At 60.1% G+C, this 14,918-nt stretch carries 7 protein-coding genes and 1 pseudogene; 3 read left to right on the top strand and 5 right to left on the bottom strand.

Translation table 11 applies throughout. The features are described from left to right. Positions 1-55: 55 nt before the first annotated feature. Positions 56-172 (bottom strand): annotated as a pseudogene (locus ACYZTY_RS13470) (MarR family transcriptional regulator); the annotation flags it as partial. 248 nt (positions 173-420) lie between these two features. On the opposite strand from ACYZTY_RS13470, the gene ACYZTY_RS13465 reads away from it, so the two are divergent. Then, positions 421-6,036, top strand: coding sequence for a putative Ig domain-containing protein (locus ACYZTY_RS13465; RefSeq protein WP_461958902.1), 5,616 nt, complete (start codon positions 421-423; stop codon positions 6,034-6,036). Positions 6,037-6,138: 102 nt separating this feature from the next. On the opposite strand, the gene ACYZTY_RS13460 is transcribed toward ACYZTY_RS13465, so the two are convergent. The 3 genes from ACYZTY_RS13460 to ACYZTY_RS13450 all read right to left on the bottom strand — a co-directional run bounded on the left by ACYZTY_RS13460 (position 6,139) and on the right by ACYZTY_RS13450 (position 10,237). Continuing rightward, positions 6,139-7,509: an HlyD family type I secretion periplasmic adaptor subunit gene (locus tag ACYZTY_RS13460; RefSeq protein WP_461958901.1), complete on the bottom strand. Its 1,371-nt coding sequence runs from the start codon at positions 7,507-7,509 to the stop codon at positions 6,139-6,141. Next, positions 7,502-9,223, bottom strand: coding sequence for a type I secretion system permease/ATPase (locus ACYZTY_RS13455; RefSeq protein WP_461958900.1), 1,722 nt, complete (start codon positions 9,221-9,223; stop codon positions 7,502-7,504). Before ACYZTY_RS13455 ends, ACYZTY_RS13460 begins: the two co-directional genes overlap by 8 nt. A 336-nt stretch (positions 9,224-9,559) precedes the next feature. Next, a complete protein-coding gene (locus ACYZTY_RS13450; RefSeq protein WP_461958899.1) occupies positions 9,560-10,237 on the bottom strand; it encodes a dTMP kinase in 678 nt (225 codons plus the stop codon). Between the two features lie 459 nt (positions 10,238-10,696). Between ACYZTY_RS13450 and ACYZTY_RS13445 the strand changes: the two genes are divergently transcribed. Continuing rightward, complete coding sequence (locus ACYZTY_RS13445; protein WP_461958898.1) at positions 10,697-12,139, top strand: DUF3300 domain-containing protein; 1,443 nt, start codon at positions 10,697-10,699, stop codon at positions 12,137-12,139. A gap of 26 nt (positions 12,140-12,165) precedes the next feature. After that, on the top strand, positions 12,166-13,053 hold the full coding sequence (locus tag ACYZTY_RS13440) for a DUF2950 domain-containing protein (RefSeq protein WP_461958897.1): 888 nt from the start codon (positions 12,166-12,168) through the stop codon (positions 13,051-13,053). 78 nt (positions 13,054-13,131) lie between these two features. On the opposite strand, the gene ACYZTY_RS13435 is transcribed toward ACYZTY_RS13440, so the two are convergent. Further along, on the bottom strand, positions 13,132-14,913 hold the full coding sequence (locus tag ACYZTY_RS13435; protein WP_461958896.1) for an acyl-CoA dehydrogenase C-terminal domain-containing protein: 1,782 nt from the start codon (positions 14,911-14,913) through the stop codon (positions 13,132-13,134). Positions 14,914-14,918 lie beyond the last annotated feature (5 nt).

The raw sequence follows: 14,918 nt of genomic DNA, 5'->3' as shown, positions 1-14,918 counted from the left end.
TACTGGTCAACACCAGAAGAACCTGGCGTCGGTCTTGACCGTCCTGGCTACGAACGATCAAGCCCTTGCGCTCAAGTCGATCCACCATTCGCGTCATCGACGCGCTATGGATAGACAGGTGTCGGCACAACGCGACTGCGGTGTCATCTCCTCGACAAATAATCCTCAGCACTTTGAGTTGCGCCGCTGTTATGCCGAGAGGCAAAGTCGCTCCCAAAGGGCATCGCTCGCAATCAGCGCAAGCGTCAACAAGGCGTTACTTTTTTGAAACACTTCACAACCGCCGATCAGTAAAGTCTGGTTTTTGACACTCCCCCGATATGCGGTCACAACTTTCGCACTCCGCTGGGTCCTAACACGGTGGTCGTCGATGGAATATTGGCGTCTAGCGAGGTTCTTACCTGATACGGAGATAAGCTAATGATTTTCAATGTGCAAAATTTTGGCGCCAAAGGAGATGGCATCACAGACGACACAGCTGCGATACAAAGTGCGATTGATGCGGCAGCCGCTGCAGGCGGGGGGCAGGTGTATATGCCGACCGGGACATATATTGTTTCGGGAGGTGAGGAACCCTCCGACGGCTGTTTGATGCTCAAGAGCAACGTCAATTTGTACGGCGACGGCATGGGCGATACCACCGTTAAGGTGGCTGACGGCTCCGACACCAAAATCACGGGTGTCATCCGCTCGGCCTATGGCGAAGAAACCCATGACTTTGGCGTCAGCAACCTCACTATCGACGGTAACCGCGACAACACCACCGGCAAGATCGACGGTTGGTTCAATGGCTATATTCCCGGTCAGGAAGGTTTCGACTCCAACGTCACCCTCGACAGCGTCGAGATCAAGGATTGCTCCGGGTACGGTTTCGACCCCCACGAGCAGACCGTCAACATGGTGATCAAGAACAGCGTGTCCCACGGCAATGGCCTGGACGGCTTCGTCGCGGACTTTCTCAGCGACAGCACCTTCGAAAACAACGTCGCCTACGACAATGACCGCCACGGTTTCAACGTCGTCACCAGCACCCACGACTTCACCCTCACCAACAACGTTGCCTACAACAATGGCGGCAATGGCATCGTGGTGCAGCGCGGCAGCGAGGACATCCCCTCCCCCAGCAACATCATAATCACTGGTGGCGAGGTGTACGGCAACGGCGCTGAAGGGGTGCTGATCAAGCTGTCCAGCGAAGTGACTGTCAGCGGCGTCGATATTCACGACAACGCCAGCGCCGGGGTTCGCGTCTACGGCAGTAACCACGTCGAGATCATCGACAACACACTCAACAACAACTCTCTGGGTGCCCCCGTACCGGAAATCATCATCCAGTCCTACGACGACACCCTGGGCGTGTCCGGCAAGTACTTCAACGGCAGCGATAACACCATCCAGGGCAACATCATCAGCGGCAGCAACCTGTCGACCTATGGTGTTGCAGAGCGCAATGAAGACGGCACCGATCGCAACGCCATTATTGGCAACACCATCAGTCACACCAGCAAGGGTGCCACGCTGGTCTATGGCGACGGCAGCTATGTCAGCGCCACGGTGCCGATGACCACCGTGCAAGGTACGGCTGGCAACGACACCCTGCTGGGCAGCGCCGAAAGCGAGATTTTCTATGGCGGAGCCGGCAACGACACTATCAATGGCGGGGCCGGTGGCGACATTCTGGTGGGCGGTGCGGGCATCGACAAACTCACCGGCGGCACGGGTGCCGATACGTTTCGTTTCGTCGCTCAGTCCGACAGTTACCGCAACGCAACCGCAAGCTTCGATGACACCATCACCGACTTCGACGTCACCCAGGACAAGATCGACCTCGCTGGCCTCGGCTTCACCGGCCTGGGCAATGGCCGAGGCGGCACCTTGCAGGTCAGCTACAGCGCCAGCAACGACCGTACCTACATCAAGGACTACGATGCCGACGCCAGCGGCAATCGCTTTGAGTTGATTCTCTCGGGCAACCTCGCCAGCACCCTGACCGCCAGCAATTTCATTTTCAATCGGGTGGTCACCGGCACCAGCGGCAGCGACTCGCTGTTGGGTACCGATTCGGCCGACACCCTGCTCGGCCTGGCGGGCAACGACAGCCTCAGCGGCGGTGCGGGCGACGACAAGCTCGACGGCGGTGCCGGCATGGATACCCTTACCAGTGGCGCCGGGGCGGACACCTTTGTGTTCTCCAACCGCCTGGACAGTTACCGCAACTACAACACTGGCGGCGCCAACCTTGGCGACGTGATCACCGATTTCGATATCAGCGCCGACAAGATCGACCTCTCGGCCATTGGTTTTACCGGCCTGGGGGACGGCAAGAACAACACCGTGTACCTGGTGCTCAACAGTGCAGGCACCAAGACTTACATCAAGTCCCTGACCGCCGACGCCGATGGCAACCGCTTTGAAGTGACGCTGAACGGCAACTACGTCGACAAGCTGACCAGCGCCAATTTCGTCTTTGCCACGTCGTCACCGGTCAACCATGCGCCGGTGGTGGCAACGGCATTGCTGGATCAGAACGCCACCGAAAATACCCCGTTCAGCTACGTGGTGCCGGCCACCAGTTTTACCGATCCGGATAACGACAGCCTCAGCTACATCGCCAAACTGGCGAATGGCAGCGCCCTGCCCAGCTGGCTGACATTCGATGCAGCGACTCGTACGTTCAGCGGTACACCCAGCGATACCGCATCGGGCACTTACTCCATACAGGTCACAGCGACTGACGGCAGCAACGCCACCGTCAGCGACAGCTTTACCATCGCGGTGCAGGACGTGCCCGCCTCACCCACTGTGATCAACGGCACGCCGAACAACGACACACTGACCGGCACCGCCGCCAACGAACAACTCTTCGGTGGCGCCGGCAACGACACGCTGAATGGCGGCGCGGGCAACGATACCCTGGTCGGTGGCGCCGGCGCAGACAAACTCACCGGCGGCATAGGTGCCGACGTATTCCGCTACACCTCAACACTCGACAGCTACCGCACCGCTTCCACCAGCGCCAGTGACCAGATCCTCGATTTCGACGTGACCGCCGACAAAATCGATGTCTCGGCGCTCGGCTACACGGCTCTGGGCAATGGCCTGAACGGCACGCTGCAAGTGACCTACAGTGCTTCGAGCAACCGCACCTACCTCAAGGATCTCACCGTCGACGCCAACGGCAACCGCTTCGAAGTGTCGATGGCGGGCAACCTGGTGAGCAGCCTGACGGCGAGTCATTTTGTTTTCGCCGGCCAGAACGCGCCCAGCAATGTAGCGCCAGTGGTGGCCATTCCCCTCCTCGACCAGAACGCCACCGAAAGTTCGCCGTTCAACTACACCGTCACCCACGACAGTTTCACCGACGCCGACCAGGATGTGCTCACCTACACAGCGACCCTCGCCGACGGCAGCGCCCTGCCCGCTTGGCTGAGCTTCAATGCCTCCAGCCTGACGTTCACCGGCACGCCGATCAGCACTGCGTCTGGCAATTACAACGTACTGGTCAAGGCCACGGATCCTTCTGGTGCTTCGGTCAGCGACAGCTTCGCCTTGGCAGTGGCCGATGCGCCCGCCAATACCATCGCCGGCACCAACAATGCCGAAGCCCTCAACGGCACGGCGGGCGCGGACCTGATCCTCGGCCTCGGTGGCAATGACACAATCAAGGCCGGAACCGGTGCGGACATCGTCGACGGTGGCGCCGGACGCGACTCGCTGTACGGCGGCGACGGGGCCGACACCTTCCGCTACACCAACGTGCTCGACAGCTACCGCGACTACGACACCGGCGGCATCACGGCCACCGACACGATTTATGACTTCACCGCGGGCGTCGACAAGATTGATGTGTCGGGCCTGGGATTTCTCGGCCTCGGCGATGGCAGCAATGGCACGCTGTACATGACCCTCAACGCGGCTGGCGACAAGACCTACATCAAATCCGCCGAGTCCGACGTCGATGGCAATCGCTTCGAAATCGCCCTCAATGGCAACTACCTCAACACCCTGACCGCCAGTGATTTCGTGTTCGGCGAGCGCGCCCAGCAGGACATCCTCTACCTACCCACACTCGGCCAATCCAATGCGCGCCTGCTGCGCATGACCGAGGACGACAATCAGTCCGGCACCTCGATGCTGGTCAACGACCTGGACCGCTACACCACTTATGACGTGCGTAGCCAGTTCACCGATGCCGATGGCAATGGCATCGACATCGCGGTGGGGGGCAGCACGGTCAACGGCCTGTCGACCATGGGCGCCGAGGAACTCAAGTTGTGCTGGTGGCTGACAGACACCAACCAGCCCGGGCCTGCGCTGTTGCGCGCCGTCGCGTTGCTGGGCGACCAGCTCACCGAACTGCAATCGATCGATAACGTCACCATGGGCATCATCTGGGGCCAGGGCGAGGAAGCCGCCCAGGAGATCGGCCGTGCCACGGACAAAACAGCGGCGGCCGCTGCCTACAAGGACGCGACCCTGAAGGTGTTTGATTACCTGCATGCCCAGTTCGGCAACTTCAGCGTGTACATGATGGAGACCGGCCACTACCAGGAGGATGCGGCGCGTGCCCGGGGTTATTCCGAAGAGAAGATTGCCTCCATCGTCTCGGGCGTAGGCTATGTCCGCGCCACCCAGGAAGCCATCGCCGCCGAGCGCGCCGACGTCAAGCTGGCGGTGGACTACACCGACCTGCCCTTGCGCTACGAAGTCGATCCGCTGGTGTATCCCGATGACGTCTGGCACCTGCACGAGGAATCAGCGGAAATCGTTGGCCAACGCCTGGCCGATTACATTGCCAATGACCTGGGCTTCCAGGGCAATCCCGACGACAACAACAGCGTGCAGGCCATTTTCGGCAACGCTCAGAACCAGGGAGGGATGATTTCCGGCACTGATCAAGCAGATACCTTGGTGGGCAGCGCGGGCAACGACACACTGGATGGCGACTTGGGCGCCGACACGATGACAGGCGGCGATGGCAACGACATCTACGTGGTCGATAACGCGTTCGACAGTGTGGAGGAAACCAATACCTCGACCGCGCAGATCGATACCGTGCAGGCCTCGGTCAGCTGGACGCTGGGCGCCAATCTCGAGAATCTGGTGCTGACCGGCGTGTCGGAGATCGACGGCACCGGCAATGAGCGGCGTAACTTCATCACCGGCAATGCCGCCGACAATGTGCTCGATGGTGCCGCAGGGGCGGACAGCATGAGCGGTGGCGATGGAGACGACACCTACTATGTCGACAATGTCGACGACACCGCGATCGAGACCAACAGCAATGCGGTGCCTGGAGGAGTCGACAACGTGCACAGCAGCCTGGCGGCCTATACCCTCGGCAGCAACGTCGAGAATCTGTATATCGGCAGCGCTGGTGCCGCCAATGGGACAGGCAATGCGCTGGACAACACGCTGTTCGCCGGTGCCGGCAACAATGTGTTGGACGGACGCGATGGCAACGACACAGTGTCCTTCGAGCGAGCCCTGGCGGGCGTTACTGTAAACCTGTCGACGTCCGCACAACAAAACACCGCGGGGTCCGGGCTCGACACCTTGAAATTCCTCGAAAACGTGACGGGAAGCGCCAACGCCGACAGTCTGTCGGGCAACAGCGCCGCGAATATCCTGAACGGTGGTGCCGGTAACGACACGCTGGTGGGTGGTTCGGGCGATGACCGACTAATCGGCGGCGCAGGCACCGACAACCTCACCGGCGGCACTGGCGCGGACACCTACGCGTTTGGTGCGCTGTCGGACATGGGCGTCGGGGCTTTACGCGATGTGATTAGCGGTTTCAAGACCACTGAGGGTGATCATCTGGATTTCACCAGCCTGGACGCCAACCCGCTGACCGCCACCGTCGACGCCTTCATGTTCATTGGCAGCAACGCCTTCGACCCCACCAACGCCACCGGCCAAATACGCTTTGCCGATGGCATCCTCTCCGGCAGCGTCAACGCCAACGTCACCCCCGAGTTCGAATTCGAGATGGTGGGCGTCAAGGAGCTGCAGGCCAGCGATTTCACAGCCTGACCTGATGTGGGAGCGAGCTTGCTCGCTCCCACAAGGGATTAGCAGTGCCCGAAAAATTAAAGACCACCACACACCCAATGTGGTGAGCCACGGCGGTCATGCTCATTCCTCTTTGAAGGCCGCAAGCAAGCGCTCACGCAAAGGTTTCATCAGGTAATTCATCAAGGTGCGCTCCCCCGTCACCACCGTGACATCGGCGAGCATGCCGGGGCGCACCTGCAGACCAGCGGCCTGCAGCGAGGCGACGGTGTCGGCAGGAATGTCGACCTTGGCGGAAAAGTACGGCTGGTGCGTCTGTTCATCGATCAACTGGTCCGCCGACACTGTAGTCACAGTGCCGGTGACCATCGGCGTATCCACCCGTTGCAGAGCAGTGAAATGCACATGCACCGGCAAACCCGGGCGTAACTTATTGGCCATCAGAGGCTCGAAACGCGCAGTGATCGCCATCGGCGCGTCCAGCGGCACCACCTGCATCAGGGTTTGGCCGGCCTGCGCAACGCCCCCGACCGTGTGAATGCTCACGTCCATGACCTGCCCGGATACCGGCGCACGGATCGCACCGTTGTCGACTTCAAACTGCAAGGCATGAATCTGATCGGCATAAGCTGCCGCCTCGGCGGAGACTTCGCTGAGCTGCGTTTCGGCATCGCGGCGAAATTCCTGCTGCGCCTGCAAGGCCTTGAGGTGGCTTTCGTTGATCGCCTGGCGGGTTCTGCCGACATCGCCCACCCCGGAGGCAATCTGCCCGGCCAATTGGGCTGCGTTGCGCTCGGCCTCGAAGAGTTTGTTGCGTGGAATGTAGCCTTCAAGGGCCAAATTACGCAGACCTTCCAGCTCCTGCTGCTGGAAGCGCATCTGCGTATCGTAATTACGCTTGACGCCTTCGTAGCCGAGTAATTGCTGCTGCAAGGCCGCGGCTTCGTGTTCGATGATCTGCAAACGGCTGCCCAGTTCTGCACGGCGGGTCAGAAACAGCTGGCTCTGTAAGGCCATGGCGGCCTTGACCCGGGGCTCGTCGGCACGCTCCAGCAGTTCAGCGGGCCATTGGATCTCGGCTGAGCCCAGGCGCTCGGCAATCAACCGCGCCTCGACGCTGCGATCGTTGAGCAACTTGCCCAGGGTCACGTCCAGTTGCGACTGCGCCTGCACCGTATTGAGCTGCACCAGCAACTGTCCCTGGGTGACGCGGTCGCCATCGCTGACCAGCAGCTTTTCTACCACCCCACCGACCAACGACTGCACAGCCTTGCGTTCGCCCGCCACCACCACGGTGCCGGTGCCCACGACACCCTGGTCGAGTGGTGCCAGACAGGCCCAGAGCAGGAAACCGCCCAGCGCCAGGACCAGGAAACCCACACCATAGCGTGCAGCGCCCCCGGCGTCGGTACTGGCTCGGGCGTACGCTTTAGCGTGGCGCACGCTCAGCCCCTGCTCGCTGTACGTTTGTGCCTCTGGGGTCAGATCACGCATCTCCGCCAGCCTCCCTGACCGCGGCCGGTCTTGGCCCCGGTCTCAATGCCTTGAGCAACCGATCCCTTGGACCGAATGCATGTTGAGTACCGTCCTTGAGCACCAGGATGTGATCAACCACCGCCAGCACATTCGGCCGGTGGGTAATCAGCACCACGGTGCTGCCAGCAGCCTTGAGCGCATTGATGGCCTGAACCAGCGCCACCTCTCCGGCTTCATCGAGGTTGGAGTTGGGCTCATCGAGCACGATCAGCGACGGGTGCCCATAGAGCGCGCGAGCCAGACCGAGGCGTTGCTTTTGTCCACCGGACAAGCCAAGCCCGCCGGGGCCCAGCGGCGTATCGTAACCCTTGGGGAATTTCAGGATCATCTCGTGAATGCCGGCGTGACGCCCTGCGGCGATAATCTTGTCGGCGTCCTGCTCGCCGAAGCGGGCAATGTTGTCGGCCACACTGCCGTCGAACAGCTCGATGTCCTGCGGCAGGTATCCAAGGTGCGGGCCCAGGGCGTCGTGGGACCATTGACTGATCTCGGCGTCGTCGAGGCGCACCGACCCGCCCATGGCCGGCCATACCCCGACCAGCGCCTTGGCCAGCGTTGATTTACCACTGGCGCTGGGGCCAACGACGGCGAGCACATCACCTTTGGTCAGGCTGAAATTGATGCCCCTCAGGATCGGTTGCGAGGCGCCGGGCGGGCCGACATACACCTGATCCAGGCGTAGCGCGCCGGTGGGCGGTGGCAACGACATGCGCAGGCGCTCGCGCGGTTGCTGAGCAAGCAGTTGGCCCAGGCGCTGGTAACTCTGGCGGCCAGAGTTGAATTGCTTCCACGAACCAATGGCGATTTCCACGGGTGCCAGGGCACGCCCCAGCAGCAGCGACATCGCAATCATCATGCCCGCAGATAATTGGCCTTCCAGCACCAGCAGCGCGCCCAGGCCCAGGGCCAGCGACTGTCCGGAGATACGCACGAAGCGGGTCGTCGCGGTGATACGCGCGCCGCGGTCGCTGGCATGGGACTGGGCGGCAATGATGCGTTGCTGCAGCAGGCTCCAGCGCTGGCGCAACGGCCCGAGCATGCCCAGAGCCCGGATGACTTCGGCATTTTGTAGCGTGCTGTTTACATAGATCGACGACTGCACGCCCAGGCGATTGGCTTCGTCCAGGCGTGTGCGAGTCGCTAACTCGCCCCACAGCGCCAGGCCGATCAGTATCAGCGCCAGAACCAGCGTCAGTACACCGAACCAAGGATGAAAGATGAACGCCACCAGCACGAAGATGGGCAACCACGGTGCATCCAGCAAGGCGATCAGGCCCTGGCCGGTGATTAACTGCCGTAGCGTTGCCAGATCGGTGAGCACCTGCGCCGGGTTCGCGTTGTGCTCACGCAGGCTGCGGGCGAAGGCGGCGTCGAAAATGCGCTCGCCCAGGGCCTCGTCCAGCCCGGCGCTCATGCGAATCATCACCTCGCCGCGTGCCCACTCGATCAGGGCGCTGAACATGAACAGTCCCAGGGCGATCAAGGTGAGCATGAATAAGGTGGTTTCGTTGCGACTGGTGAGGACCCGGTCGTACACCTGCATCATGTAGAGCGACGGCACCAACACCAGCAGGTTGATCACACCACTGAACAGCGCCAACGACCAGAACACACGGCGATAGCTTAATAAAGCGGCATCAATGTCATGCCGTGGATCGAGAAGCAAACCCATAGAGTGTCGCCCGCAAAAGGAATGGTCGGTCCAAGACGCAATCCATCGCGAGCTTTTTGCCCTCAGGCATTGGAAAAAATAGACGTAGTCTGACGTGCCGCTATCAGAGACGATCCTCGTCGCTAGGCGTGAAATACTGACAGCGCAACCTCGGGTTAGTGCGGGCCGGGTTGTTGGGGGTGACGGGCGGGTATGTTGCACAACGCCACGAGGGAGAAAGCATGGAAGACCGCGACATCTTCGGAGGTTCCTTCAAGTTACCAATCCCCGATCACTGTTCGAGCCAACTCAATACCCCGGCTCCAGTGCGGCGACAAATCACCCCCTTCTATCCTGCTAACGATCTATATCTCCGGCTATCTCAACTGCATCAAGACCTGCGCAACGAACTTCGTCTACGGAGCATCGAAGGACTCTATAAATTTCAGAAACCACCTGCATCGTTGCGTCTTCGATCGTTCCTTCATTACGGCATAAGACCCAGCCGTGATCCGCAATCGCTTGCTCGAATGCCTGGGTACAAGCGACCTGTTCTTCCAGCTTATGGATCACAGTACTGCTCAGCCCACGTCCTCGTGCCGCGGCCCTCGCCCATGAAATTTCAGGGGCGGTGACAACCCCGACATGCAGGTCTGGCACTCGCACGTTTCGATCGATGTTCAATTGCAGAATCTCTGCAAACGGGACTATCCGGCGAAACGCGGCATCGGACGGGTACCAGCGATCTATCAAGATGATGCTGTCTGGTGGCTGTTTGGTCAGCACGTGCCGGGAAATCCAGGTACGGCTATCAGCAAGGCGCTCACAAACCCGCAACTCCAAATCCCGGGTGGGATTTCTGACGAGCTTGTTAACAAGGGCCATTGTTTCACCCCTACAGGGATCGCTTTTCTTCTCGCAAAGCCGGATCACCTTCTTGTTGTCTGCCCTCAGTACTTTCGTAACGGCTTCCAACAGTGTGGTTTTGCCGGTTCCCTTGGGCCCATCTAGAGAAACAAACAGCGGACGATTCATTCTTCACATAACGATTGATATACGGTTTTTTTTTGCCCTGTTCGTTCGCTGGAACCGCTTGGCGCGACTACGCGAATCGAGTGGAGGGACCTTATGTACAGACATTGATGAACACTCTAACCCGGATTCTGGCCAACGGGTCTCAACATCCAGGGTAACAACCGCTTATGAACATCGGTCGTCGCCCATAAGAATAGTGCTGTGTCAGGGCGGCACTTCTGTCACAACCCGACCCGCAGCAAAGGACAGACCGCTGGTCGCATCAGTTTCCTTCCTCAAGCCGTTGCCTGTGGGCGCACAGATCCAAAACTACACTTCGCTTGATAAAGCGGCTGCACTGAACTCATGAAAAAAAATATGTTTGCTACCCTTAGTGGGAAGTATCGAAGCAACCTGCTTTCACCGTCCCGACATTGACCCAGTCATTCCAAACCTGCCCGGCCACAAAGAGGTAAGGCAATGCGTATTTCGTTATTTTACGCGGTGTCAGTCGTACTGGTTTTAACGGGGCCTTCGTGTCTGGCGCAGACACCGGACGCGCCCGCAAACGTTGCTGAAACAGCGCCCGTCACGACAGCGGGCAAAGACGCCGTGTTTACCCAGGAACAGCTTGATCAAATGCTGGCTCCCATTGCGCTCTACCCCGATCCATTGCTTGCACAGGTCCTCATGGCGACCACGTATCCCGGGGAAATCGCCGAAGCGGTGACCTGGTCTAAAGCTCACCCCGACGCCAAGGGCGATGAGGCGGTCAAACAAGTGGCGAGCCAGCCTTGGGACCCAAGCGTTCAGGCGCTGGTCGCCTTCCCTCAGGTCCTGGTAACGCTGGGGCAGGATCCCGTGTGGGTGCAGCGTCTGGGTGATGCTTTTCTGGCGCAACCCGACGATCTCATGAACGGCGTGCAACGCTTGCGTCGTCAGGCACAAACAGCAGGCAACCTTCAGAGCAACCAGTACCAGAACGTGACCGTTCAGGCGGCACCCGCGCCCGCTGCTTCGGCCCCTGCCCCGGCCAATAGCACCTCCACCATCATCATTCAGCCCTCTGATCCGCAGGTGGTGTACGTTCCCACCTATAACTCGACAACAATCTACGGCACCTGGCCCTACCCTGCTTCGCCGCCCGCGTACTACCCACCGCCACCCGCGTATTACCCCGGTCAGGCTTTGATGGCCGGGCTGGCGTTTGGTACCGGTGTGGCGATCGTCGGCTCGTTGTGGGGTAATTGTGACTGGGGCAATAACGACGTAGACATCGACGTCAACCGCTACAACAACATCAATCGAAACAATCAAATCACCAATAACAAGTGGCAGCACAACGCCGCTCATCGCGATGGCGTCCCCTATCGGGACAATCGCAGCCGCGAACAATTCGGCCGGCAACTGGACGGTGCCAATCGGCGCGAAGCCTTTCGGGGTGACGATGCACAGCGAGCCCAGGCTCGTGAAAAAGCCCGTGGTTCCATGGACAGGGCCGGTATCGAAAGACCTGCCACCACTAATCGCGAAGCCCGTGACCGAGCTCGCGCAGCCCAGTCTGGAAACTCGGCAGGCAATCGAATGCAGGCGGGTACGGACAGACAGAGATCGCCTGACAGAGGCCAAGGCACTGAGAGAAACACTCGGGATAATCAGCCGTCAGGCAGACAAAACGCTCAGGTCAATCAACGCAGACAGGACTCCGCACAGCCGCGCCAGGCTGCGCAAAATCGCTCTTCCGCCGGCAGCGCCCGCAACAATGCATTCGCCGGCGCGCGCTCGCCGTCCCAGTCCAACGCACAAGCCAGCCGTGGCCGGGCCAGTCAGGTTTCTGCCCAACGCCCCAGCGCCGCGCGATCTGCCGGTCATCAGATCAGCAGGCCGTCCAGTGCACCACGTTCAAGGGGGGGCCGTCGTTGAAAAACCAGTATCGAGTCAAGTCACTCATGGGCAAGCTTTATCCCATAGTGGCGATAGCGGCCGGTGTGGCATGGTCGTGCATGGCTACGGCGCAGCAATCCTTTCCAACGCCGGAAAAGGCCGCTGAAGCGTTCGTCGAGGCACTGGGCACGGAACACGCTGATCAGGCTCGCCTCACCGAGTTGCTGGGTGATAAATGGCACAGTTACATCCCGCGCGAAGGTGTGCAGCGCAGCGATGTCGACGCGTTTTTGAAGGAATACCGCGAACAGCATCGCATTGAAAAAACCAGCGACAAAAAGGCGCTACTGGCGGTGGGCAGTAGCCACTGGACATTGCCCATTCCCCTGGTAAAAGTCGAAAACGGTTGGCGCTTCGACATCAAGGCCGGTAACGCAGAAATCCGGGCTCGGCGAATCGGTCGCAACGAACTCGACGCGGTGCAAGCGGTGCTGACGTATCACGATGCCCAGATGGACTACGCATCAGTGGATCGCGACGGTGACGGCGCACTCGAATATGCGCAGAAAATTTTCAGCACGCCCGGCAAGCACGACGGGCTCTATTGGGCAGAGGACGATAGCGACCAGATCAGCCCGTTGGGACCTTCGTTCGGCAAAGCCATTGCCGGGGAAGATTGGCATGGTTACCACTTTCGTATCCTTGAAGGCCAGGGGCCTTCAGCCCCTGGCGGAGCCTTCAGCTACCTCATCGGTGACAAGATGAGCCGTGGTTTTGCACTGATCGCCTGGCCGGCAAAGTACGACGACACCGGGGTGATGAGCTTCATGATCAGCCATGAAGGACAAGTATTTGAGAAGGACCTGGGACCCAATGGCGCCAAACTGGCCCAGTCGATGAAGCGCTTTGATCCAGACGACAGTTGGAAGGCGGTGAAAACAGATCCCGAATAGCCGTTTTACCCGGACCCCACCGGTGATGGTCGGCGAGGCCCGCTGGCGCACTTCAGCTCGACTCCCCTCCCGGATGAGTTACTTGAACTGCTCGGCTTGCAACGCATAAAGGCACTCGCTGCCTGCCTTGGCCGAGGCGCTCAACGAGTGAATGCGCGGTAGCAGACGGGCGAAGTAAAAACGCGCGGTCGCCAATTTGCTTGCGTAAAAATCATCCGTCGAGTGCGTGCTCATGGAGGCCTTGGCCATACGCGCCCAGAGGTAGGCATACGCGGTGTAGCCAAAGACATGCAGGTATTCGACCGAGGCCGCACCGATTTCATTCGGGTTGTTCCGCGCTCTATCAAGCAGCCACTCAGTGAGCTCATCGAGGGTGTCCACGGCCGTATTCAACGGCCTGGTGAACTCGCCGAGGTCAGCGCAGGCATTGGCGGTGAAGTGACGGATCTCCGACGCGAACAGCCGGTACAACGCCCCGTTGCTGGCGACAATCTTGCGCCCGACCAAGTCCAGCGACTGGATACCGTTGGTGCCTTCGTAGATCTGGGTGATGCGCACATCACGCACCAATTGCTCCTGGCCCCACTCGCGAATATAACCGTGTCCGCCGAAGATCATTTGGCCGTGCAAGGTGCTTTCCAGGCCCATGTCGGTGAGGAAAGCCTTGGCTACCGGGGTCAGCAGTGCCACCAGGTCCTGGGCACGACTGCGTCGGGTCGCATCCTCGCTGTACTTGGCGGTATCCAGTTGCAGCGCGACATAGCTGGAAAACGCGCGGCCGCCCTCGTTCAGTGCTTTCATGGTCAGCAACATACGCCGAACGTCCGGGTGAGCAATGATCGGGTCGGCGGTTTTGTCCTTGTGCTGCGCACCCGTTGGCGCACGGCTTTGGAGGCGGTCAAGAGCGTACGCGACAGCGTTCTGGTACGAGCGCTCGCCTTGGGCCAGGCCCTGGATACCGACGCCAAGACGCTCGTAGTTCATCATCGTAAACATCGCCGCCAGGCCTTTGTCCGGTGCGCCGACAATCCAGCCGGTGGCGCCGTCAAAGTTCATCACGCAGGTGGCGGAGGCCTTGATCCCCATCTTGTGTTCGATGGAGCCGCACGACAATGCGTTGTTTTCGCCCAGCGAACCGTCGGCATTGATCAGCACTTTCGGCACCAGGAATAGCGAAATACCTCTCGGCCCGGATGGCGCATCTGGCAGTCGTGCCAGTACCAGATGGATGATGTTCTCGGTCAGATCGTGCTCGCCGCCGGTGATGAAAATCTTGCTGCCACTGATTTTGTAACTGCTGTCGGCCTGTGGCTCGGCACGTGTGCGAATCAGGCCGAGGTCGGTGCCAGCGTGGGCTTCGGTCAGGCACATCGAACCGGTCCAGCTGCCGGCGTACATTTTTGGCAAGTACTTGGCTTTCAGTTCTTCGCTGGCGTGGGCGTTGATTGCCAGACAGGCGCCAGCCGTCAGCATCGGGTACAACCCAAACGACAGACTGGCCGCGTTGACCATCTCTTCGACCTGCGCGCCGATGACCTTGGGCATGCCCATGCCACCGAACTGCGGATCGCCGCCCACCCCCACCCAACCACCTTCGGCGAAGGCTTGATAGGCCTCGGCAAAACCGTCGGGGGCGGTGACCGAGCCGTTGCTCCAGGTGCAGCCCTGTTCATCGCTGACGCGATTCAAGGGGGCGATGACTTCATCACTGAACTTGCCGGCCTCCTCCAGGATGGCGGCGGCGGTTTCGTCATCAATCACTTCGACAAGGCCGGGCATTTTGGCCCACAGCCGGGACACCTGGAAAACCTCGTTGAGTACGAAGCGCATGTCGCGCAGGGGAGCTTTGTAATCAGACATAGTTG

The organism is Pseudomonas sp. LB1P83 (assembly GCF_054897885.1).
The sequence above is the reverse complement of the archived record's forward strand: the minus strand, read 5'-3'. Positions and strand labels throughout refer to the sequence as shown.

Excerpts from the sequence above, each read along its gene's own strand:
- ACYZTY_RS13465 (WP_461958902.1), top strand. The coding sequence starts at position 421 with ATGATTTTCAATGTGCAAAATTTTGGCGCCAAAGGAGATGGCATCACA.
- ACYZTY_RS13460 (WP_461958901.1), bottom strand. The coding sequence starts at position 7,509 with ATGCGTGATCTGACCCCAGAGGCACAAACGTACAGCGAGCAGGGGCTG.
- ACYZTY_RS13455 (WP_461958900.1), bottom strand. The coding sequence starts at position 9,223 with ATGGGTTTGCTTCTCGATCCACGGCATGACATTGATGCCGCTTTATTA.
- ACYZTY_RS13450 (WP_461958899.1), bottom strand. The coding sequence starts at position 10,237 with ATGAATCGTCCGCTGTTTGTTTCTCTAGATGGGCCCAAGGGAACCGGC.
- ACYZTY_RS13445 (WP_461958898.1), top strand. The coding sequence starts at position 10,697 with ATGCGTATTTCGTTATTTTACGCGGTGTCAGTCGTACTGGTTTTAACG.
- ACYZTY_RS13440 (WP_461958897.1), top strand. The coding sequence starts at position 12,166 with ATGGGCAAGCTTTATCCCATAGTGGCGATAGCGGCCGGTGTGGCATGG.
- ACYZTY_RS13435 (WP_461958896.1), bottom strand. The coding sequence starts at position 14,913 with ATGTCTGATTACAAAGCTCCCCTGCGCGACATGCGCTTCGTACTCAAC.